The following is a 20,943-nucleotide window of genomic DNA, read 5'->3' as shown; positions in this document are numbered from 1 at the left end:
TCATTCTCGCCGGTCGCGGGGCGGGGGGCCGCATCGGTTGACGAACTCCGTCAATCGACGCGGGCGGGCCGGGCGCTGGACGCAACGTTGGGGCCATGCCAACCGCCATCGAGTCCCGGCCGCGCGCCCTCGTCCGCGCCTCCGGAGGACCCCGTTACGCCGTCGCCCTCGCCGTGGACGCGCTCGGCACCGGTCTGCTGCGGCCCTTCCTGCTCCTTTATGGAGTGACCGTGCTCGGGCTGTCCGCGCCCGTCACGGGCATCGCCATGACCGCCGGGATCGTCGTGGCCCTCGCTTGCACGCCCTTCGTGGGCCGCTGGCTCGACCGCGGCGCCCGCAGCACGGTCGTGGCGGCCTCGATGCTGGTCCGGGTGGCCGGCGTGGCGCTACTGCTCGCCGCCCCCGCCGGGAACGTCGCGATGTTCACGGCGGCGGCGCTCTTCCTCGGCGTCGGCAACCAGGCGTGGCCCGCCGCCCACGCGGCCCTGGTCGCCACGGTCGCGCACGGCCGCGAACGCGACGCCGCCCTCGCCGCGGGGCGCGCGCTCCGCAACGGCGGCATGGGCGTCGGCGCGCTCCTCGCGATCGCCTTCCTGACAGGAGGCGCCGGCGCCCTGCAGGCGCTGGCGGGCGTCACCGGCCTCGCCTACTCGGCGGCGGCCGCCTTGACCTGGTCGGTCCGCTTGCGCGCCGGCACGGCCGATGCCGAAGCGGGGGAGAAGGTCCAGGGTCCGCCGCCGAAGATGCGCGCGCTCCTGACCGCGAACGTCGTCTACACCTTCTGCCTCAACGTCCCCGAGATCGCGCTTCCCCTGGTCCTGGTGACCCAGTTGGACGCCTCCCCGGCGTGGTCGGCGGTCGTCTTCATCGCGAACACGGTCATGGTGGTCGCCCTGCAGGTGCCGGTCACCATTCTGACGTCCCGCTATCGCCGCCGGTCCGTGCTGGCCCTCGGCGGCGCGGTCCTGGCCGCCTCCTACCTCGGCTTCCTCGCGGCGAGCCTCCTCGGGCACGGCTGGGCCGCCCCGGCCATCGTGGCCGTGTCCCTGGTCTGCAACCTCGGCGAGATCCTGTACGCCGGCAGCGCCACCGCGCTTGTCACGGCCCTCGCTCCGGCCCATGCGATGGGCCGCGCCCTCGCCCGCTTCCAGTTCTCCACCGGCCTCGGCCTCGCCGTCTCCCCGGCCGCCATCACCGCCCTCGCCGCCCTCGGCCCCGTCGCCCTCTGGGGCGGCCTCGCCGCCGCGACCCTCGCCGCCGCCGGCGCCGTCGCCGCCGAACGCGACCGGGAGACGCCGTCCGTCAGTCCAATGGGGATCGAGCGGGATCGCGTTCAGGTCCCCGCCGGCCGCTCCCGGTAAGCCGTCGGGGTCATGCCGTGCGTGCGGGAGAACTGGCGGGAGAAGTACATCGGGTCGTCGTAGCCGACTTCGCGGGCGACCGAGGCGATCGGGACGTCGGTGCCGTCGAGGAGTTCGCGGGCACGGGCCATGCGGAGCTGGACCTGGAACTGCAGCGGCGAGACTCCCAGGTGCTCCCGGAACAGGGAGCTGAGCTGCGAGGCGCTGAGCCCGACCATCGAGGCCAGGGCGGTCACCGACGTGCGGCGCGGCGCGGTGGCGCGCAGGTGGTCGACGGCCCGTTCGAGCGGGTTGAGGGCCGGGCCGGGGTTCCGGCGGCCGGTCGCGATCACGTGCGCGAGCGCGTGCCAGGCCGCGCCCGACGCCCGGATGAGCGCCGACATCGTCGGCCCCGAGTCGAGGGCGTCGATCACCTGCGAGAGCAGGCTCGCCACCGGCGCCGGATCGCGCAGATGGGTCACGCGCCCGCCCGCCGCCGCATGTGCGGTCAGGACCAGGTCCGCGGCGTCCGCGCCGGTGAAATGGCACCACCAGAGCGTCCACGGGTCCTCGTCGGAGGCGCCGTACGCATGGGGGCGGTCGGCGGGCAGGAGCACCACGCCGCCGCGCGAGACGGTGACGTCGGCGCCCTCCGAACGGCACCAGCCCTTCCCGTCGGTGCAGACCAGCAGCAGGTGCTGGCCCGCGCCGCGCGGCCGCGAACGGCCGTGCCGGGCGGCGTGCGGAAAGTACCCGGCGTCGGTGACCAGGAGCTTCCCCGTCACCGGGTGGCGCAGCGCCTGGTCGACGGCCGCGCGTGGCACGACCAGCATGCGCTGGCCCGCGAACCCCTCCCGGACGCCGTCGGCATCGGTGACGATCATCGGTTCGTCCATATCCGCTAGTGAAATGACCATCGACAGGCATGTCAAGTCTTCATAGGCTCTGAACATGCCCACCGAAGAGTCGAGGATAGTCCTGCCCGAGGCCCCCGCGGCGCTCGCCGACCGGCCCGTGCGCGCCTGGCGGGAGGCGGTCGCGATCGACGCGTACGCGCCCGCCGCGCCGGACCGCTACCCGGCCTACCTGGACCAGCGCGTCTACCAGGGCTCCTCCGGGGCGGTCTATCCGCTGCCGTTCATCGACGCGGTCTCGCGCGAGAAGGCCCCGCGCGACTGGGACGCGGTGCACCTCGAGAACGCGTACGTGCGGCTGATGATCCTCCCGGAACTCGGCGGTCGCATCCACATCGGACTCGACAAGACCCGCGGTTACGACTTCTTCTACCGCAACGACGTCATCAAGCCCGCCCTCGTCGGCCTCGCCGGGCCCTGGGTCTCCGGCGGCGTGGAGTTCAACTGGCCCCAGCACCACCGACCCGCCACGCACCTCCCCGTCGAGGCGCTGATCGAGCACGAAGCCGATGGGGCCGTGACGGTCTGGTGCTCCGACCACGACCCGTTCGCGCGCATGCAGGGCATGCACGGCGTCCGGCTGCGGCCGGCCAGCGCCGTGATCGAACTGCGCGGCCACTTGGTCAACCGCACCGACGAGGTGCAGACGTTCCTGTGGTGGGCCAACGTCGCCGCCGCAGTCCACGACGACTACCAGTCGTTCTTCCCTGCGGACGTGCGCGCGGTCGCCGACCACGCCAAGCGCGCCACCACGACTTTCCCTGCGGCGCAAGGCCGCTACTACGGCGTCGACTACCCCGCGCAGCGGACGGCGGATCGCCCTGACGGCGACCGGCTCGACTGGTACCGCAACATCCCGGTGCCCACCTCCTACATGTGCATCGGGACCGAGGACGACTTCTTCGGCGGGTACGACCACGCCGCGCGCGCCGGGTTCGTGCACTGGGCCGACCACCGGATCGCGCCCGGCAAGAAGCAGTGGACCTGGGGCCACGCCCCCTTCGGCCGGGCCTGGGACGCGCACCTGACCGACACGAACGGCCCGTACGTGGAGCTCATGGCCGGGGTCTTCACCGACAACCAGCCCGACTTCGCCTTCCTCAAGCCCGGCGAGACGAAGACCTTCTCGCAGTACTGGTACCCGATCCAGGACACCGGCCCCGTCCACCAGGCCACTTTGGACGCGGCGGTCAGGCTCGACGTCGACGGCCACCGGGCGCGGATCGCGGCGGCGGCGACCTCGCCCCGCCCCGGTGCGCGCGTCCTGCTGCGCTCCGGCGGCCGCGTCGTCCGCGAGATCGTCGCGGACCTCGCGCCGGGCGCTCCGCTGGTCGAGGAGTTCGACCTCGACACCGGAGGAGAGCCGGAAGGCGCGGCTCTCGGAACCGGCCTGGAACTCGCCGTCGAGCACGACGGCGAAACGCTCGTGTCCTGGCGGCCCCCGCCCGCGCCCACCGCACCCGCCTCCGCCGATCCCGCCACCGAACCGCCAGCGCCCGAAGCGATCCCATCGGTCGACGAGCTCTATCAGACCGGCCTCCACCTCGACCAGTACCGGCACGCCACCCGCCTGCCCGAACCGTACTGGGCCGAGGCCCTGCGCCGCGACCCCGGCGACGCCCGCACCAACACCGCGCTCGCGGCCCGCCGTCGCAAAGCCGGCCTGCTCGACGAGGCCGAAGCCCTGCTGCGCACCGCGACCGAGCGCCTGACCCGCCGCAACCCGAACCCGCGCGACGGCGAGGCCCACTACCAGCTCGGCCTCGTCCTCGCCCGCCAAGGCCGCGCCGCCGAAGCCCGCGAAGCCTTCGGCAAGGCCCTGTGGGACCAGGCCTGGGCCGACGCCGCCGCCGTCGCGACCGCCCGACTCGACCTCGCCGAAGGCCGCGACGCCACGGCGGGACTCGCTGCCGTGATCGAACGGAGCCCCCGCCACGTCCAGGCCCGCGACCTCGCCGCCGTCGCCGCACTGCGAACCGGCGACATCGCCGCGGCCGGCGACCTCGTGCGCGGCACCCTCCGCGACGACCCGCTCGACGCCTGGGCCCGCGACCTCGCCGTGCGCCTCGGCCTCGAAGCCGAGCCGACCACCGACCCGACCATCGCCCTGGACGTCGCCCTCGAATACCGCTCCATCCGCGAGGACGACGCCGCGATCGACCTCCTCACGGCCGCCGCGACGCTGGACCCTGCCCCCGGCCAGGTCAACGTCGCGCCGATCGCCTGGCTCCACCGCGCCGACCTCGAGTTCGAACGCGGCGACCCCTCGGCCGCCGACCTTGCGCTGCAACACGTCCACGCCATCGACCGCACCTGGTGCTTCCCCTCGCACACCGAGGACGACGCCCTGGCGCGCCTCCGCGGGCGCCGCCCCGACGACCCGGTCCTCGCCGCGCTGGCCGGACACCGCCTCTACGCCGCGGGCCGGCGCGAGGAGGCCATCGCCGCCTGGGAGACCGCCGCCGGCCTCGGCGACCCGGTGGTGCTGCGCAACCTCGGCGTCGCCGCCCACAACGTGCAAGGCGACCCCGAACGGGCCGCGCACTGGTACGCGCTGGCCCGCGCCGCCGCGCCCGATGACGCCCGCCTGCTCTTCGAGGCCGACCAGCTCGACGGCCGACGAGGTCTCGATCCGGCCGAACGCATCGCCGCCCTGGAGCGCCGGCGCGATCTCGTGGACGCGCGCGACGACCTGTCCGTCCAGCTCGCCGAGCTCCTGACCGCCGTCGGCCGCCCGGGCGAGGCCGTCAGCGTGCTGTCCGGACGGGCGTTCCAGCCCTGGGAGGGCGGCGAGGGCCGGGTGCTCGCCGCGTGGGAGGACGCGCATCTCCTCCTCGCCCGCAACGCGATCGGAAGCGACCCGCAGCGCGCCGTCGTGCACGCCAGGGCCGCGCTGGAGCCGCCGCGCAGCCTCGGCGAGGCCCGCCATCCGCTCGCCAACACCGCTGACCTGCACCTCGTCCTCGGTGACGCTCGCTTCGGGGCAGGGGAGGAGCTCGCCGCGCGCGCCGCCTGGGAGCAGGCCGCCGCGCAGGCAGGCGACTTCCAAGGGATGCAGGTGCAGGCCCACTCCGAGCACACCGCCGCCGCGGTCACCGCGCTGCGCCGCCTCGGCAAGCGCGACGCCGCGACCGCCTTGCGCGACGACCTCGAGCGGTACATCGCCGAGCAGGCCCTGGCGGCGGCGACGGTCGACTACTTCGCGACGTCCCTGCCGGCGATGCTCCTGTTCACTGTGGATGCACAGGCCGCCCACGAGACGCGCGTGCTCGTCCTCCGCGCCCAGCTCGCGCTCCTGGACGGCGCCACCGAGAGGGCCGCGGACCTGGCACGGCGCGTCCTCGCCCGTGACCCCCTCAACCCCTACGCGCGTACGGCCGCCACACGCCGACACTGACGCTGAACTTGCTCAAAGGACCGACATGAACGCCCACGAACTGCGCGTCTTCCCTCCCGCCCCGCCCCTCCGCGGCCACCTGCCGTTCGGCGACCCCGCGGGCGCACCCGACCGGATCGAGGTCACCAGCCGGTGGTTCGAACGCGGCGGCCGTCCGTGGATCCCCATCACCGGCGAGATCCACTACTCCCGCATCCCGCGCGAACGCTGGAGCGAAGTGCTCGGCCAGGCCCGCGCCGGCGGCCTCGACTCCGTTGCCACGTATGTCTTCTGGGCCGCGCACGAACCGGAGCCGGGCCGATTCGACTGGTCGGGGAACCTGGACCTGCGCGCGTTCATCGAGCTCGCCGCCGCCCATGGCCTCGACGTGATCGTCCGCCTCGGCCCGTGGGGCCACGGCGAGTACCGCTACGGCGGCTTCCCCGAATGGCTCGCCGAGCGCGACGACCTCCGCACCCGCACCGACGACCCGGCCTACCTCGAACTGGTGCGGCCCCTCTACGCGCAGATCATCGCCCAGCTCAAGGGCCTCACCCACGCCGAAGGCGGCCCGGTCATCGGCGCCCAGGCCGACAACGAGCTGTACGACCGGCCCGACCACCTCGCGACCCTCCGCGGGATCGCCGAGGAGTCCGGCCTGCGGGTGCCGATGTGGACGGCCACCGGGTGGGGCGGCGCGCAGGTGCCCGCCACGCTCCTGCCGCTTTACAGCGCCTACGCCGAGGGCTTCTGGGAGGACGAGACCACCGAGTGGCCCGCCTTCGCGCCCTTCCACTTCCGCTACTCCGAGGTCCGCGACGACCTCACCGTCGGCGCCGACCTCCGCGAAGCGCTCGACGGGATCGCCACCGAGTCCGCCGAACCGCTCGAGCACGACGACCGGACCCCGTTCGCCACCTGCGAACTCGGCGGCGGCATGCACGTCGCTTACCACCGCCGCCCGCTCGTCTCCTCCGCAGACGTGGCGAACCTGGCGCTCGCCAAGATCGGCTCCGGCTCGGCCTGGCAGGGCTACTACATGTACGCGGGCGGCACCCAGCGCACCGGAGCCCAAGGGACCCAGCAGGAGTCGCACGCCACCGGCTACCCCAACGACGTCCCGCAGCTGACCTACGACTTTCACGCGCCGATCGGCGAGCACGGCCAGATCCGCCCGCACCACCACTACCTGCGCCGCCAGCACCTCTGGCTGCGCGAGGAGGGCCACCGGATCGCCACCATGGCCTCCACTGTGGGCGGCGGCAGCGACGACCCGGACGAGCTGCGATGGGCCGTCCGCTCCGACGGCCGCAGCGGCTACCTGTTCACCACCACGTACCAGCCGCCCAAGCGGCCCCTCGCCGCGCAGTCGGGTGTCCAGTTCACCGTCCGCTTCGACGACGGCGAAGTGACCGTTCCGACCGCGCCGATCGACCTCCCCGCCGGGGTCTCGGCGGCCTGGCCGCTGCGATACCCGCTCACCGCCGACCTCGAATTGCGCAGCGCCACAGCGCAACTGCTCACGCGCCTCGACGACCTCGTCGTCCTGGCCGCGACGGACGGCGTCCCGGTCGAGATCGTCCTCGGCGACGGCACCGTGGTCGACCTGCCCGCCGCACCTGGCCCGGACTGCGTCATCGACCTCGACGGCGTGCGCCTCCTCGTGCTCGACGACGCGAGCGCGAACCGCCTCTACCGGCTCCCCTTCGCCGGCCGCGACCGCCTCATCCTCGCCGACGCGCCCGTCCACCTCGACGACGGCGACCTCATCGTCCGCCCCGCCACCGAGCACGCCGCGATCGCGTTCCTCCCCGCGCCGACCGCACTCGAAGCCGAGGGCGGCCGACTCGAAGCCGACGCCGGCGACGGCCCTTGGGCGACCTGGACGCTCACCGCGGCGCACGCCGGTGCGATCCCGGTCCCGGTCGAACGGCCCGGACCCGCCACCGCACCCGAGCCGCGCCGCGGTGGCCCCATGGGCCGCCTCAGCGCCCCGACCGACTACACGGGCGCGGCGACCGTCCACATCGAAGTGCCGGACTTCGGCGACGCCGACCGCGCCCTGCTGCGCCTGGACTGGACCGGCGACACCGGCCGCGCCTACATCGGCGACGCGTTCGTCAGCGACCACTTCTGGCACGGCCGCAATTGGGACATCGACCTGACCCCGTACCGCGACACCGTCGCCCGGCACGGCGTCCGGCTCGAACTCCTCCCGTGGCGGCGCGCCGCCGGTGTCTGGGTCGACCAGTCGGTCCGCGCCATCGAGGACGGCATCGCGATCAAGTCGGCGGCGATCATCCGCGTCGGCACGATCCGCCTCAACGCCCCGACGTCGGAGGTTCCCTAGACGCCGCCGCGCTCATGGCGTTCGGCGAGGCGCGCGACCTGGTCGGCACTGATGTCGGTCGTCCACTCCCAGCCGGGCTTGGCGGTGGAGCCGACGCGCGGGTCCTCGGGGACGTCGCCTTCCTGCAGGGTGAGGACGTAGGCCCGGTCCTGCTCGATGCGAGCCCGCAACTCGTCCGCGCCGCCGACCGACCCGTGGCCGGGGATCACGAAGTCCGCATCCCCGGCCACGGCCTCGAGCCGCCGCAGCCCGACCAGGTACTCCTCGGTCGGGTCGTTGGCGTCGTTCAAGGTGTCGAGGTTCGGGACCAGGACGTCGGAGAGCATGTCGCCCGCGATGAGCACCCCCCGGTCCGCCACGAGCAGCGCCGCATGGCCCGGGGCGTGCGCCGGGTGCTCGATGATGCGGACTCGCGGCCCGTCCCAAGGGAACTCGGTCGTGCCGGCGGGCAGGCCGGTGATGAGGCCGAACAGGTCGAGCGGGGTCTCGTCCGCGATCTCCGGCGGCAGGGCCGCGGCGGCGAGGGCCCGCCAGTCCGGGTTCGAACGGAAGTCCCGCATGAACGCCGCGCAGCGGGCGGTGCCGTAACGCGGTGCTGCGCCGAGGTCGGGGTGCCAGAGCACGTGGTCCCAGTCGGGGTGCGTCGCGAACCCCGCCGCGACGCTCTGGCCCGACTCGCGGAGATCGTTGGCGAGACAGGTCATTTCGGCCTCGGTCAGGCCGGGGTCGACGAGCAGCGCGCCGTTGCGGCCCCGCACGACTACGGCGTTGTTCTCCAGCAGCGCGCTCTGGTGGGTGAACACGCCCTCCGCGACCTGGCTCAGCATCGGATTCCTCCTCAGGACGGTCGGCGACCGCTCCTCTCGGACGGTACGCCAGCCGCCGCGCCGGCGGCGGAGGTCCCCGGGAGGCGCGGACGCGGCGATGCGCCTCGCAGGTCCGCCGCGTCGATCACTCATGCGACAATCGTGGCGAGGAACAGGGGGCCGGTCGTGATGGACAACCGCGGTGCCCCGGTGCTCCTCTTCGGCTGCGGCAAGGTCGGCACCCGGCTCGGCGAAGCGCTCGTCGAAACCGGCCGCCCGGTGTTCGCGGTGCGACGCGATGCCGCCGCCCTCCCCGACTCGTTCACGGGCATCGCCCTCGACTACCGCCGGCCCTTCACCGCGGCGCTCCCGGCCGTCGACTCGATGGTCGTCACCCTGACCCCGGACCGGTCCGAGTCACCCGACCTCGTCACCCCGCTGCGCCGGCTCGCCGAGGCGCTGCCCGCGCTCCCGCGGCGGGTGATCCTGGTGTCCTCGACCCGCGTGTTCGACGGGGACCCCGGCCTGCGGACCCTCACCGAGGACGACGCGCCGAACCCCGCGAGCCCGCGCGCGCAAGCCCTCCTCGACAGCGAGAACGAGGCCCGCCGCCGGTTCGGCGCGATCGTCCTGCGCCCGGCGGGCATCTACGGGCCGGGTCGCGAACACCTCATCCGCCAAGTCGCCCGCGGCGTCCCGATCGACCGGAACCGGCGCACCAACCGCATCCACGAGGCCGACCTGGTGCGGGCGCTCCACGAACTGCTCCGGACGCCCACGCCCCCTTCGACACTGCACGCCACCGACGACCACCCGGCCACCAGCGGCGAGGTCGCCGACCACATCGCCCGGCTGCTCCAGGTCCCGCCGCCGCCCGCGCTGCCCACCGGCCCCAGTGGACACGTCCTCTCGGGCGAGCGGCTCGCGGCGCTCCTCGGGCCGCTGCTGTACCCCGACTACCGCGCGGGCTACGACGCGATCATCGCGGCCGCGGGCCCTGAGCGCTGGCGCGACGCCGAGTAGGAGCGACCGCCGCACGCCCGGCGAGTGGGGCCAGCCCTACCCCGGCGCCGGGGGAGCGCAAGACGGCGCAGGGTCAGGTCAGCAGGATGGTACTTGTCCGCTTTGTGATCGAAAATCGTTGTGACAGTTGACTTCTGCGGAAGCACTCACTCCTAACGAGACACAGGCGGCGATTGTGGCCCACCCACCGACCGACGGTTCCGACACCGTCCTCCTGCCCCGGGTCCGCGGGACCGGCCCCGGCGACCCGACCGAGCCGCCCACCGCGGCCTCGCGCGCGCCCGCGCAGCGGGTGCTCGCGCCCGACCTCGCCCGCGGCTTCATGCTCCTGCTCATCGCCATGGCCTACGCCCCGGTCTACACGACCGGCGGCGACGCGGGCGGCTACGGCCGCCGCCCCGGAGGCTCGTCCCTCGACCAGGCCGTGAGCTTCGTATCGACACTGGTGGTCGAGAACCGGGCGTTCCCGATGTTCGGCGTGCTGTTCGGCTACGGCCTGGTCATGCTCGTCGAAGGCGGGCGGCGCAAAGGCCTGAGCGAGGAGGAGAGCCGCCGCATCCTGCGCCGCCGGAGCCTGTGGCTGCTGGTCTTCGGCACCGTCCACACCCTCCTCGCCTACACCGGCGAGATCCTGGCCGCCTACGGCCTGGCCGGGCTGACCATCGGCCTGCTCGTCTTCAAGCCGCACTTCAGGCTCGGCAAGGCCCTGGCGATCCTCGCCCCGATCTACCTGACCACCTCCGTGATCATGATGTCGGTCCTGGTCGCCGACGAGGGCACGCTGGTCCAGCCCGGCTACGCGACCGGCGAGGACTGGGCCCTGCGCCTGATCGGCGTCATCGCCGGGCCGGTGGGCAACACGTTCCTGTTCCCGATGTTCGCCTTCGTGGTCATCGGCATCTGGGCCGCGCGCAAACGCCTGCTCGACCGCCCCGCCGACAACGCGCCGCTCCTCAAGCGCCTGGCCCTCCTCGGGGTCTCGGTCTCACTCGCCGGAGCGCTGCCGCTGGCGCTGGCCGGCGCGGGCGCGTTCGAGGTCGGCGGCATCGCCTACGGCGTCCTGAACACGGTCCAGGAACTCACAGGCGTCTTCGCGGGCATCGGCTACGCGGCCCTGTTCGGGCTGCTGAGCCTGCGCCTGGCGGACCGGCAAGGCCCCGGCACCCGCCTCCTGGCCGCCGCCGGGCAGCGCTCGTTGAGCGTCTACCTGTTCATCTCGCTGACCATCGCCCTGGTCATGAACCACGACCTGATCGGCGTCGGCGACGCGGTCGGCAAGGCCGGGGCGGTCGGAGTGGCCCTGGTGATCTGGGCTGTCGGCGCCCTGGCCGCCCGGGTCCTCGAAGTCGAAGGGCGGCAAGGCCCGGCCGAGGTCCTGCTCCGCAGGCTCGTCTACAAGCGGCCGCGCCGCTGAGCCCGGTGGACCCCTCGCCCGGCGAGGGGTCCACCGGCCCGGCCCGCGGCGGAGGCGCAGGCGCGCCTGGGTACTGTGCGCGGACGGGCGGCGCGGGCCGCCTTCGACACGGCGGGAGCGCCGTCGACCGGGAGGAGATCGCGCATGGGCCAGCGGGGCGGTGCCCGGTGACGGGCGGGCTGCTGTGGGGTTTGACGGGGCTGGCGCTGCTGGACTCGGTGAACGCGGCCACGATCTGGATCGTCATCGTGATCCTGCTCGGCGCGAAACGACCCGCGCCCACCGGGTGGGCCTTCATGCTCGGTGCGGCCGTGTCATTCCTGGCCCTGGCCCTGATGTTCTACTTCGGACTCTCATTCGCGGACTCGGTGCTGGACGACTTCACGCTGTGGCTGCGCCGCCTGCTGTTCGCCGGGCTGGCGACGGCGCTGATCGTGATGGGCGCGCGGCGGCTCCGGCCGCGCGAGCGCAAGGGCTTCACGCTGCCGCCGTGGGTGAACGCCTGGAGCGCGCTGCCGTTCGGCGTCCTCGCCACGGTCGGCGACCTTCCCAACGCGTTCCCGATGGTCCTGGCCGTCGAGCGCCTCATCGCCGCCGACGTCGCGGCCCCGGCCGCAGTCGCCGTCCTCGTCGGCTACACCCTCGTCTACGCCCTGCCCTCGGCGCTGATCCTCGCCGCCGGGCTCGCGTTCAACGAGGAGCTGCGCGACCGACTCGAGTCGATGCTGAGCGGCCACACCGGTACCGTCGGGCCGAGCCCCAAGACGGCCGCCGCGTGCTTCACGGGGGCCGCCGCGAGCCTCGCCGTGCTGGTGTTCTGGGTCGGGTGAAGAGCAGCGGCCGAGGCGTACACGAGCTCGGCTGGAGCCAAGACCGGGAGGTGGATGCGCCGGTCCGGTCCCAGGTGAACCGCCGGTGAAATGCGGGCCGCAACTCAACGACGCTCGCGCCCCAGGAGCACCGCCTTTTTGCAGGTAGTAGCCCATGCGGGCAGTACCGGCAGCGACCGCGCCGGCGCGGACCCGCTGGTCCGGGGTTGCCGATCGACTCGATGGCCATCAAAATAGACGCATGTCGAAACAGCCACTGCGCCTCGCGAGCGCCGCTGACCTTGAGGAATGCCGCGTCCCCCTGGTCGCCGAGCCCTTGACTGCGCCGCAGGCCGAACGCCTGGCGCCCGGGTTCAAAGCGCTCGGAGACCCGGTGCGGTTGCGGCTGCTCTCGCTCATCGCCTCGCACGCGGGCGGCGAAGTGTGCGTGTGCGACCTGACCGAGGCGTTCGACCTGACCGCCCCCACCATCTCCCATCACCTCAAAGTCCTCAAGGAGACCGGCCTCGTCACCTCCGAGCGGCGCGGCACCTGGGTGTACTACCGCGCCCAGCAAGCCGCGCTGAACCTGCTCTCGACGGTGCTCTCGGTCCCGGAAGCGGTCGACGCATGACCGCCGCCGAACTCGGGCGGCTGTCCACCCTCGACAGGTACCTCCCGGCGTGGATCGGCGCCGCCATGCTCGCCGGGATCGCCCTCGGCCAGTGGGTGCCGGTAGTCGGCAAGGCGCTCAACGCGATCCAGATCGGCGGCATCAGCCTGCCGATCGCCGCCGGGCTCCTCGTCATGATGTACCCGGTCTTGGCGAAGGTCCGCTACGACAGGCTCGACGCGGTCACCGCCGACAAGCGGCTGCTCGTCTCCTCGCTGGTCCTCAACTGGCTCGTCGGCCCGGCCCTGATGTTCGCGCTGGCCTGGATCTTCCTGCCCGACCTGCCCGAGTTCCGGACCGGCCTGATCATCGTCGGCCTCGCCCGCTGCATCGCCATGGTCGTCATCTGGAACGACCTCGCCTGCGGCGACCGCGAAGCCGCCGCCGTCCTCGTCGCCCTCAACTCCGTCTTCCAGGTGATCGCCTTCGGGGCCCTCGGCTGGTTCTATCTGGACGCCCTCCCGCGCCTGCTCGGTCTCGACGCCGCGGGCCTGGACGTCTCGGGTCGGGAGATCGCGCTGAACGTCGCGGTCTTCCTCGGCGTGCCGCTCGCGGCCGGATACCTGACGCGCCGCATCGGCGAGCGCCGCCGCGGCCGCGACTGGTACGAGGAGCGGTTCCTGCCGCGCATCGGCCCGTTCGCGCTCTACGGGCTCCTGTTCACCATCGTCGTGCTCTTCGCCCTCCAAGGCGAGGCGATCATCGCGCGGCCCTTGGACGTCGTGCGCATCGCCGTCCCGCTCTTGGTCTACTTCGGACTCATGTGGGCCGGGGCGTTCGCCCTCGGCCGGGCCATCGGCCTGCCGTACGAGCGCACCGCCACGTTGGCGTTCACCGCTGCGGGCAACAACTTCGAACTCGCCATCGCCGTCGCCGTCGCGACATTCGGCGCCGCCTCCGGCCAGGCCTTGGCCGGGGTCGTCGGCCCGCTCATCGAGGTCCCGGTGCTCGTGGCCCTGGTCTACGTGAGCCTGCGGGCCCGATCCCGCTTCCGCGCCCTTGAAGGAGCCCGGCCATGACCGCCATCGAAAGCAAAGGAACGCCCATGCCCGCCAAGCCGTCCGTCCTCTTCGTCTGCGTCCACAACGCGGGCCGCTCCCAGATGGCCGCGGGCTGGCTCGCCCACCTCGCGGGCGACCGCGTCGAAGTCCGCTCCGCGGGCTCCGCCCCGGCCGAGAGCGTCAACCCGGCGGCCGTCGAGGCGATGCGGGAGGTCGGCATCGACATCGCCGACCAGCGCCCGAAGCTGCTCACCGTCGACGCGGTCGAGGCCTCCGACGTGTGCATCACCATGGGCTGCGGCGACGCCTGCCCCGTCTTCCCCGGGAAGCGCTACCTCGACTGGCAGCTCGACGACCCCGCCGGACAGGGCGTCGCCGCCGTCCGCCCCATCCGCGACGAGATCAAGACCCGTATCGAAGGCCTCCTCGCCGAGCTCTTCCCCGCGGACGGCGCCGAGACCCGCTGACACGGCGCGCTACTCGCGCGAGGCCGCCAGCCGGACCGGCGGCGTGCGCGTCGCCGACAGCACCGCGACGACCGCGGTCGCCCCGTTCACGACGGCGGGGCCGAGCGCCAGTCCGGCGAGGAGCGGCCATTGGACGTCGACCACGGAGAGCCCGTTCAGGTTCCGCAGCGCCGTAGAGACGCCCAGGACCGATGCCGCCGCGGCCGCGCCGCCGAGCAGCAGGCCCACGGCCACCACCGCCTGCGACTCGCCGAACGCCGCCCGCACCACCTGCGCCCGGGACAGCCCCGTGACCCGCGCCGCCGCGAACTCGCGGCGGCGGTTCGACGCGGCGATCACGACCGCGTTGACCATCGCGATGACGGTGTACACCATCGTCAGGCCCAGCAGCATGACCATGAGGTTCCGGGTCAGCCGGTCGTCCTCCGCGGCCGTCGCGCGGACCCACCGCTCGACCGTCGACACCTCGCCGAACGACCCGAGCGCGGCGGCGACCGCGGCCTCGTCGGCGCCGTCGGCGATCCGCATGACCTGCCGCCAGGGACCGGCCTCCGCCGACACGAGGTCCGGTGACAGCAGGTAGTGCTCGAGTGTGAGCAGTGGCGCTCCGGACCGCGCGGGACCGGTCAGTTCGCTGACGTAGAGGCGAATACGCTGCCGGACCGATGCGCGTGCGGGTTCGAGCGGCGAGATTCGGGGCATGGCAATCCCTTCCGAAACACTCCGCCCTTCGTCCGCCCCGCTCCGCCTCCTCGCCTTCGCGGCCGGGCGGCGCGGCCGGTGGCCCGCCCTCGTGGTCTGGGTGCTCCTCGCCGCCGTCGGCTTCGCCCTCGCGCCGAAGCTCGCCGACATCCAGGACGACGCCCAGATCAACTGGCTCCCGTCCGACGCCGAGTCCACCGAGGCCAAGCGCGTCGCCGAAGCCGAGTTCAACCAGCGGGGCCTCACCGGCCTCGTCGTGCTCTACACCGCCGACGGGTCGCTCGATGACGCCGTGTACGCGGCCGTCGAAGCCGACCGCGCCGCCCTCGACACGCTCGCCGCCCTAGGCGAGGCCACTGTGGGGCCGGTCCCCTCGGAGGACGGCGAAGCGCTCATGCTCATCGTTCCCTTGCAGGACACCGCGATCGACACCGACGGCGAGGCGATCTTCGCCGAAGCGGACGACATCGTCCAGACCGGACTCCCCGCGGGCGTCGAGGCCGGGTTCACCGGCGGCGCCGCGGTCGCCCGCGACATGGAGTCCGCCTTCGAGGAGCTCGACGGGCCGCTCACGTACATGACCGTGGCCGTGGTCGCCCTCGTCCTCGCCTTCAGCTACCGGTCCCCGCTGCTGCTCGTCCTGCCGCTGGCGTGCATCGGCCTGTCCGAGCAGCTCGCCGCCGGCGCCGCCTACCTCCTCGGCGAGTACGCGGACGTCACCGTGAACGGCCAGAGCACGGGCATACTCACCGTCCTCGTCTTCGGCGTCTCGACCGACTACACGCTCCTCCTGGTCTCCCGCTACCGCGAAGAACTCCACCGCCGCGCCGACCGGTTCGACGCGCTCCGCGAGGCCGTCCTGCGCACCGCGCCCGCCGTGCTCGCCTCCGCCGCCACGGTCGTCTTCGCGCTCGCGGTCATGCCGCTCGCGTCCGTCGCCTCGACCGCTGCCCTCGGCCCGGTCCTCATCGCGGGCGTCCTCAGCGCCGTCCTGGCCTCGCTGACCCTGCTTCCGGCCGTGCTCTCCCTGTTCGGCCGCGCCGTGTTCTGGCCCGTCGTGCCCAGGCTCAAACCGACCGGAACCGAGGCGCCCCACCGCTTCTGGGGCCGCATCGCCGCAGCCGTCGCCGCCCGGCCGCGCGTCATCGCGACCTCGGCCGCCCTCGTCCTCGCGCTGCTCGCCCTCGGCTGGACCGGCCTCTCCAGTGGCCTCGAACGCTCCGAACTCCTCACTGCCGAGACCGAGGCCCAGCGCGTCGCCGCCCGGCTCGCCGAGCACTACCCTGCCGGTGCCACCGAGCCCGCCGAGGTCTACGTGCGGGCAGCGGCACTCGACGCCGCGACCGCGGTCCTCGCGGGGGCGGACGGCATCGCCGAGACGCGCGAGCCCGAGCACGCCGCCGGCTCCGACTGGGTTCGCGTCACCGCCGTCCTGACCGAAGAACCCTCCTCCGCCGCAGCGGAGGACGCCGTCGCCGACCTCCGCGCCGCGTTCGACGACGCGGGCGTCGACGCGCTCGTCAGCGGCCCGACCGCCACTCAGATGGACCTCGCCGTCGCGAGCGGGCGCGACACCGCGCTCCTCATCCCGCTGATCCTCGCGGTCGTCTTCCTGGTGATCCTCGTGCTCCTGCGGGCGCTCATCGCCGCGGCCGTGCTCATCGCCGCGACGGTCCTGTCCTTCGCCGCCGCGGTCGGCGCCGCCGCGCTCATCCTGGACGCCCTCGGGCACGGCACGGTCGACACGGGCTTCCTCCTCTTCGGGTTCCTGTTCCTCGTGGCGATGGGCGTCGACTACACGATCTTCCTCATGACCCGCGTCCGCGAGGAGGTCCCGCACCGGGGCCACCGCGAGGGCACCCTCAACGCGCTCACCGTCACCGGCGGCGTCATCACCTCGGCCGGGCTGGTCCTCGCGGCGACCTTCACCGTATTGACGCTCATGCCGCTCACCTCGCTCATGCAGCTCGGGGTCGTCGTCTGCGTCGGCGTCCTCTTGGACGCCATCGTGGTCCGGTCCCTCCTCGTCCCCGCGCTCGGCCTGTGGATCGGCGAACGCCTCTGGTGGCCCGGCGCCACCGCGAAACGCGTTGCACGCGAACGGGAACCGTCCGACATTTGATCCCGCACACCGCTGCGGCCGCCTCGCGAACCGGTGTCGCGCGACGGCCGCAACGGTGTGCCACGCGACTGTGAACGTGCACGCGAAATAATGGGATTCATGGGGTTCAAGAGGCGGGATCGCGGCGGCACGTGACAGAACGGCAATCATTTTAACGTTTTCGATCCGGGCATTCGGTCTATTTGGTACAGAAGCGGCTTGCATTCAGTGATGCATGTCGCTATTTTTATGCAAACGTTCACAGTCGCCGGGTTACCGGCGGCGTGATCCCTCAACGGAGACAAGGACACGCGATGCGAGGCAGAGGAGTTGCCGCCGGCGCGGCGGCGGCAGTGCTGGGACTGGCCGGGTGCGGCGGACCGGCCGAGGAGGAGCGGACCTCCGAACTGGAATGGGACGCCGAGGCCGGGCAGTACGTCATCGAGGAGGACATCGCCTCCGGTGCCGTGCCGCTGAAGGTCTGGTTCGAGGAGGACTACCTCGCCGAGGCCGTGATCGCAGCCTTCGAAGCGGAGTTCCAGGACGAGTACCCGAACATGGAGATCGAGTACGAGCTCGTCGCCAAGAACGACGCGGTCGAGAAGATGTCCCTCGCCGGCGAGGCCGGGAACGGCGCCGACGTCTACATGAGCTTCTACGACCAGGTCGCCCGCGCGATCGACGACGGCACCGCCGCGCCGATGGGGGAGTACACCGGTGTGCTCCAGGAGCGGATCAGCGAGGCCTTCACCAGCGTCGTCACGGTCGAGGACCAGATGCACGCCGTGCCCGTGACCACCGAATCGCTCGCGCTCATCTACAACACCACGCTGCTCGAGGAGCTGACCGGCTCCGATCGGCCGGCCGCGACATGGGAGGAGATCGGGTCGCTCGCCGCCGATTATAACGATCCATCGGCGAACCGGTGGACCCTGCGCATGTCCACCGCCGAGATCTACCGGGCCTATCCGATCCTCTCCTCCGCGGGTTGGCAGGTGTACCCCGGCGGCGATGTGGACGCCCCCGGGTTCGACGACCCGGCCCTCACCGACGCGCTCGACTACTACGCCGGCCTGCGCGAGCTCTACGACGTGCCCAGCGCCGACAGCACCTGGGAGACCATCGAAGAGGCCTTCGCCAAGGGCGAGACGCCCTACGTCATCACCGGTCCATGGAGCTTCTCGCTCTTCGACGCCGGCGCCGCCGAGCACGGCTTCGACTACGGCGTGACCACGCTGCCGGGCATCGAGGGCGGTGAGCCCGCGGGCTCGTTCGCCGGGATGCACGTCGCGGTCGTCTCCGGCTACTCCGAACATCCCGCCGCGGCCAGGGTCTTCGCGAACTTCATGGCCTCCGACGCGGGCGCCGCCGCCGTCTACGGCGCGACCGGTCAGATCCCCGCGATCAGCGGCGACCTGCTCTCGGGCATCGAAGGCATCGCCGACGACCCGCACGTGGCCGGCGTCGTCGCCCAGTCCGCGAACGCCGAACTCATCCCTCAAGTGCCGCAGTATTTCTGGGAGACCGGCAACACCATGGTCATCGACGTCTGGGACGGCCTCTCCGACGCCGCGGCGGCGCAGGAGAAGGCCGCCGCCAGCTACAGCGAACTGCACGGACTCTGAGGACCGGCGGCAGTGACCACCACGACGAACCCGGAAACCCCCGCCCCGACCCGGGACCGCGCCCCGCGCGGCCCGGGCTGCCTCCCCGCTGCGGTGCCGGGCCTCGCCTCGGCGCTGGCGTGGGGGGCCGGGCAGCTCATCAACCGGCAGGCGGGCAAGGCCGCGTTCTTCTTCGCGGCATTCGCCGGAACCATCGCCTGGGAGATCGCCAGCGGCAACTACTACCCCGGGATGGACTTCACGGCGCGCGCCAACGGCGGCTTCTTCATCCACGGCCTGTGGGGCCTGGCCACGCTCGGCACCCAGCCGCGCGAGATGACCCTGACAGGCCTCACCGAGGGCGACAACTCGATCGTCCTCATGGCCAACGGCCTCATCGCGCTCCTGACCCTGGCGCTGCTCGCCGTCCTGTGGGGATGGAGCGTCCGCGACGCCGTCCGGTACCGGGCCGCCCTGAACGCTGGCGGCGCGGCCGAGACCTCGCGCGCCTACTTCAGGCGGCTGTGGGAGGGCGCGTTCGCGTACATCGTGCTCTCACCGGGCATGGTCCTCCTGGTCTTCATGGCGGTCCTGCCGGTGCTCTTCGGCATCCTCGTCGCGTTCACGAACTACAACCGGGACAACCTCCCGCCCAAGAACCTCGTCGACTGGGTCGGGTTCGACAACTTCGCGACGATCTTCGCCGTCCCCTCCTGGACCGAGACGTTCGGCGGCATCCTGGGCTGGACCGTCGTGTGGGCCGTCCTCGCCACCGTCACGACGTACGCCGCGGGAATGCTCCAGGCCGTGCTGCTCGCCAGCCCGAAAGTGAAGTTCCCGCGGATGTGGCGCTCGGTGTTCCTGCTGCCGTGGGCCGTGCCGGCGATAGTCTCGGCCCTGGTGTTCCGCTCGATGTTCAACGGCCAGTTCGGACCCGTCAGCCAGTGGCTGGTCGACCTCGGCGTCACCGACGAGCGGGTCTACTGGTTCACCGACCCGTCCCACCCCAACCTCGCCCGCGCCGTGGCCCTCCTGGTCAACCTGTGGCTCGGCTTCCCGTTCTTCATGGCCCTCGTCGGCGGCGTCCTCGCGAACATCCCCGAGAGCTACTACGAGGCCGCGCGCATCGACGGCGCCGGGCCGGTGCAGCAGTTCCGGCACATCACGCTGCCGATCGTCCAGCGGACCGTCATGCCCCTGCTCGTGCTGTCGTTCGTGCACAACTTCAACAACTTCGGCGTCATCTACTTCCTCACCGAGGGCGGTCCGGACAATGTGGACTACCGGTTCGCCGGGAGCACGGACCTGCTCGTCACGTGGCTGTTCAAGCTCACCCTCGACAACCGCCTCTACAACATCGGCGCGGTCATGAGCCTGGTCGTGTTCGTCATCGTCGGCACGATCTCGGTGCTGAACCTCAACCGCACCAAAGCGATCCGGGAGCTGTGATGGCCGCAGTCAACCAGCGGGCGCGCGACCGCGCCACCTCCGCGCTGCTCCACCTCCAGCTCCTCGCGGTCGCGGTCGTCGTGGTCTTCCCGCTCCTGTGGGTCGTCGGCTCCTCGTTCGGGCCCGCCGGGGGACTGGCGAACGCGGGCCCGATCCCCGCGGACGCGACGCTCGACAACTACACCGAGCTGTTCACCCAAACCGACTACGGCCGCTGGTACCTGAACTCGCTGTACGTCGCGGTGCTCAACATGGCCGGATCGGTCGCGCTCTCAGCGCTGTGCGGCTGGGTGTTCGCCCGCATCCGCTTCCGCGGCCGCAAGGCGAGCATGCTCGGCATCCTCATCCTGCAGATGTTCCCGAGCTTCCTCACCGCGATCGCCGTGTACATGCTGTTCCTCAACTTCGGGCTGCTCGACTCCCTCACGGGGCTCGCGCTGGTGAGCATCGCCGCCGCCCTGCCGTACAACACGTGGCTCATGAAGGGCTATACGGACAACCTGCCCGCGAGCCTCGACGAGGCCGCGGCGCTCGACGGCGCGGGGCGGCTGACCATCTTCCGCAAGATCGTGCTGCCGCTCATGCGCCCGATGCTCACCTTCGTGGCGATCACGAGCTTCACGGCGCCGTGGATGGACTTCATCCTGCCGCGGCTGCTGCTGCAGAGCAGCGACAAGCAGACGGTGGCGATCGGCCTGTTCCAGCTGATCACCGACCAGTACGCCAACGACTTCACCACGTTCGCCGCCGGAGCGGTGGTGCTCGCGGTGCCGATCACGATCCTCTACATCGTCCTGCAGCGACACCTCGTCACCGGCGCCATGGCAGGGGCGGAGAAGGGATGAGACCCACCGGCCCCCTCCAGGGCCTCGACCGCCCGGGCGCGCGGCGCCCGGCACCCCCATCGCAAAGGA

16 protein-coding genes are annotated in these 20,943 nt (G+C 72.4%); 13 read left to right on the top strand and 3 right to left on the bottom strand.

Translation table 11 applies throughout. The annotated features are described in order from the left end of the window. The first annotated feature begins 95 nt into the window (after window positions 1–95). On the top strand, window positions 96–1,361 hold the full coding sequence (locus AB0K52_RS21015) for an MFS transporter (RefSeq protein WP_363534906.1): 1,266 nt from the start codon (window positions 96–98) through the stop codon (window positions 1,359–1,361). On the opposite strand, the gene AB0K52_RS21010 is transcribed toward AB0K52_RS21015, so the two are convergent. Next, window positions 1,334–2,236, bottom strand: coding sequence for an AraC family transcriptional regulator (locus AB0K52_RS21010; protein WP_363534903.1), 903 nt, complete (start codon window positions 2,234–2,236; stop codon window positions 1,334–1,336). The genes AB0K52_RS21015 and AB0K52_RS21010 overlap by 28 nt on opposite strands. A gap of 55 nt (window positions 2,237–2,291) precedes the next feature. Here AB0K52_RS21010 and AB0K52_RS21005 point away from each other — a divergent pair, with 55 nt between their 5' ends. Beyond that, a complete protein-coding gene (locus AB0K52_RS21005; protein ID WP_363534900.1) occupies window positions 2,292–5,651 on the top strand; it encodes a DUF5107 domain-containing protein in 3,360 nt (1,119 codons plus the stop codon). A gap of 25 nt (window positions 5,652–5,676) precedes the next feature. Then, window positions 5,677–7,980 (top strand): beta-galactosidase, encoded by a 2,304-nt coding sequence (locus AB0K52_RS21000; RefSeq protein ID WP_363534897.1) that lies wholly within the window; start codon window positions 5,677–5,679, stop codon window positions 7,978–7,980. On the opposite strand, the gene AB0K52_RS20995 is transcribed toward AB0K52_RS21000, so the two are convergent. Beyond that, window positions 7,977–8,807, bottom strand: coding sequence for an MBL fold metallo-hydrolase (locus tag AB0K52_RS20995; protein ID WP_363534894.1), 831 nt, complete (start codon window positions 8,805–8,807; stop codon window positions 7,977–7,979). The genes AB0K52_RS21000 and AB0K52_RS20995 overlap by 4 nt on opposite strands. A 168-nt stretch (window positions 8,808–8,975) precedes the next feature. Between AB0K52_RS20995 and AB0K52_RS20990 the strand changes: the two genes are divergently transcribed. The 6 genes from AB0K52_RS20990 (at window position 8,976) to AB0K52_RS20965 (ending at window position 14,173) form a co-directional block, all read left to right on the top strand. After that, on the top strand, window positions 8,976–9,809 hold the full coding sequence (locus AB0K52_RS20990) for a sugar nucleotide-binding protein (RefSeq protein WP_363534990.1): 834 nt from the start codon (window positions 8,976–8,978) through the stop codon (window positions 9,807–9,809). 175 nt (window positions 9,810–9,984) lie between these two features. Beyond that, window positions 9,985–11,223, top strand: a complete 1,239-nt coding sequence (locus AB0K52_RS20985; protein ID WP_363534890.1) for a DUF418 domain-containing protein — start codon at window positions 9,985–9,987, stop codon at window positions 11,221–11,223. Between the two features lie 167 nt (window positions 11,224–11,390). Next, complete coding sequence (locus AB0K52_RS20980; protein ID WP_363534887.1) at window positions 11,391–12,053, top strand: GAP family protein; 663 nt, start codon at window positions 11,391–11,393, stop codon at window positions 12,051–12,053. Window positions 12,054–12,294: 241 nt separating this feature from the next. Then, a complete protein-coding gene (locus tag AB0K52_RS20975; protein WP_363534884.1) occupies window positions 12,295–12,666 on the top strand; it encodes a metalloregulator ArsR/SmtB family transcription factor in 372 nt (123 codons plus the stop codon). Beyond that, window positions 12,663–13,724 (top strand): ACR3 family arsenite efflux transporter, encoded by a 1,062-nt coding sequence (gene arsB, locus AB0K52_RS20970; protein WP_363534881.1) that lies wholly within the window; start codon window positions 12,663–12,665, stop codon window positions 13,722–13,724. Before AB0K52_RS20975 ends, arsB begins: the two co-directional genes overlap by 4 nt. A gap of 26 nt (window positions 13,725–13,750) precedes the next feature. After that, complete coding sequence (locus tag AB0K52_RS20965; RefSeq protein ID WP_363534987.1) at window positions 13,751–14,173, top strand: arsenate reductase ArsC; 423 nt, start codon at window positions 13,751–13,753, stop codon at window positions 14,171–14,173. A 9-nt stretch (window positions 14,174–14,182) separates the two neighbouring features. Here the strand turns inward: AB0K52_RS20965 and AB0K52_RS20960 are convergent, their stop codons facing one another. Beyond that, the gene (locus AB0K52_RS20960) at window positions 14,183–14,875 is read right to left on the bottom strand and encodes an FtsX-like permease family protein (protein ID WP_363534878.1); all 693 of its coding nucleotides are present in this window, start codon (window positions 14,873–14,875) and stop codon (window positions 14,183–14,185) included. Here AB0K52_RS20960 and AB0K52_RS20955 point away from each other — a divergent pair. The 4 genes from AB0K52_RS20955 to AB0K52_RS20940 all read left to right on the top strand — a co-directional run bounded on the left by AB0K52_RS20955 (window position 14,874) and on the right by AB0K52_RS20940 (window position 20,874). Then, window positions 14,874–16,997 carry an MMPL family transporter gene (locus AB0K52_RS20955; protein WP_363534875.1) on the top strand — a complete coding sequence of 708 codons (2,124 nt, stop codon included), beginning with the start codon at window positions 14,874–14,876 and terminating at the stop codon, window positions 16,995–16,997. The genes AB0K52_RS20960 and AB0K52_RS20955 overlap by 2 nt on opposite strands. A 293-nt stretch (window positions 16,998–17,290) precedes the next feature. After that, window positions 17,291–18,601 carry an extracellular solute-binding protein gene (locus AB0K52_RS20950; protein WP_363534872.1) on the top strand — a complete coding sequence of 437 codons (1,311 nt, stop codon included), beginning with the start codon at window positions 17,291–17,293 and terminating at the stop codon, window positions 18,599–18,601. A 12-nt stretch (window positions 18,602–18,613) separates the two neighbouring features. Continuing rightward, window positions 18,614–20,029, top strand: coding sequence for a sugar ABC transporter permease (locus AB0K52_RS20945; protein ID WP_363534869.1), 1,416 nt, complete (start codon window positions 18,614–18,616; stop codon window positions 20,027–20,029). Further along, window positions 20,029–20,874 (top strand): sugar ABC transporter permease, encoded by an 846-nt coding sequence (locus tag AB0K52_RS20940; protein WP_363534866.1) that lies wholly within the window; start codon window positions 20,029–20,031, stop codon window positions 20,872–20,874. Before AB0K52_RS20945 ends, AB0K52_RS20940 begins: the two co-directional genes overlap by 1 nt. Window positions 20,875–20,943 lie beyond the last annotated feature (69 nt).

Source organism: Glycomyces sp. NPDC049804, from assembly GCF_040674615.1.
Classification (GTDB): domain Bacteria; phylum Actinomycetota; class Actinomycetes; order Mycobacteriales; family Micromonosporaceae; genus Glycomyces; species Glycomyces niveus.
The sequence above is the reverse complement of the archived record's forward strand: the minus strand, read 5'-3'. Positions and strand labels throughout refer to the sequence as shown.

Excerpts from the sequence above, each read along its gene's own strand:
- AB0K52_RS21015 (WP_363534906.1), top strand. The coding sequence starts at position 96 with ATGCCAACCGCCATCGAGTCCCGGCCGCGCGCCCTCGTCCGCGCCTCC.
- AB0K52_RS21010 (WP_363534903.1), bottom strand. The coding sequence starts at position 2,236 with ATGGACGAACCGATGATCGTCACCGATGCCGACGGCGTCCGGGAGGGG.
- AB0K52_RS21005 (WP_363534900.1), top strand. The coding sequence starts at position 2,292 with ATGCCCACCGAAGAGTCGAGGATAGTCCTGCCCGAGGCCCCCGCGGCG.
- AB0K52_RS21000 (WP_363534897.1), top strand. The coding sequence starts at position 5,677 with ATGAACGCCCACGAACTGCGCGTCTTCCCTCCCGCCCCGCCCCTCCGC.
- AB0K52_RS20995 (WP_363534894.1), bottom strand. The coding sequence starts at position 8,807 with ATGCTGAGCCAGGTCGCGGAGGGCGTGTTCACCCACCAGAGCGCGCTG.
- AB0K52_RS20990 (WP_363534990.1), top strand. The coding sequence starts at position 8,976 with ATGGACAACCGCGGTGCCCCGGTGCTCCTCTTCGGCTGCGGCAAGGTC.
- AB0K52_RS20975 (WP_363534884.1), top strand. The coding sequence starts at position 12,295 with ATGTCGAAACAGCCACTGCGCCTCGCGAGCGCCGCTGACCTTGAGGAA.
- arsB (WP_363534881.1), top strand. The coding sequence starts at position 12,663 with ATGACCGCCGCCGAACTCGGGCGGCTGTCCACCCTCGACAGGTACCTC.
- AB0K52_RS20965 (WP_363534987.1), top strand. The coding sequence starts at position 13,751 with ATGCCCGCCAAGCCGTCCGTCCTCTTCGTCTGCGTCCACAACGCGGGC.
- AB0K52_RS20955 (WP_363534875.1), top strand. The coding sequence starts at position 14,874 with ATGGCAATCCCTTCCGAAACACTCCGCCCTTCGTCCGCCCCGCTCCGC.
- AB0K52_RS20960 (WP_363534878.1), bottom strand. The coding sequence starts at position 14,875 with ATGCCCCGAATCTCGCCGCTCGAACCCGCACGCGCATCGGTCCGGCAG.
- AB0K52_RS20950 (WP_363534872.1), top strand. The coding sequence starts at position 17,291 with ATGCGAGGCAGAGGAGTTGCCGCCGGCGCGGCGGCGGCAGTGCTGGGA.
- AB0K52_RS20940 (WP_363534866.1), top strand. The coding sequence starts at position 20,029 with ATGGCCGCAGTCAACCAGCGGGCGCGCGACCGCGCCACCTCCGCGCTG.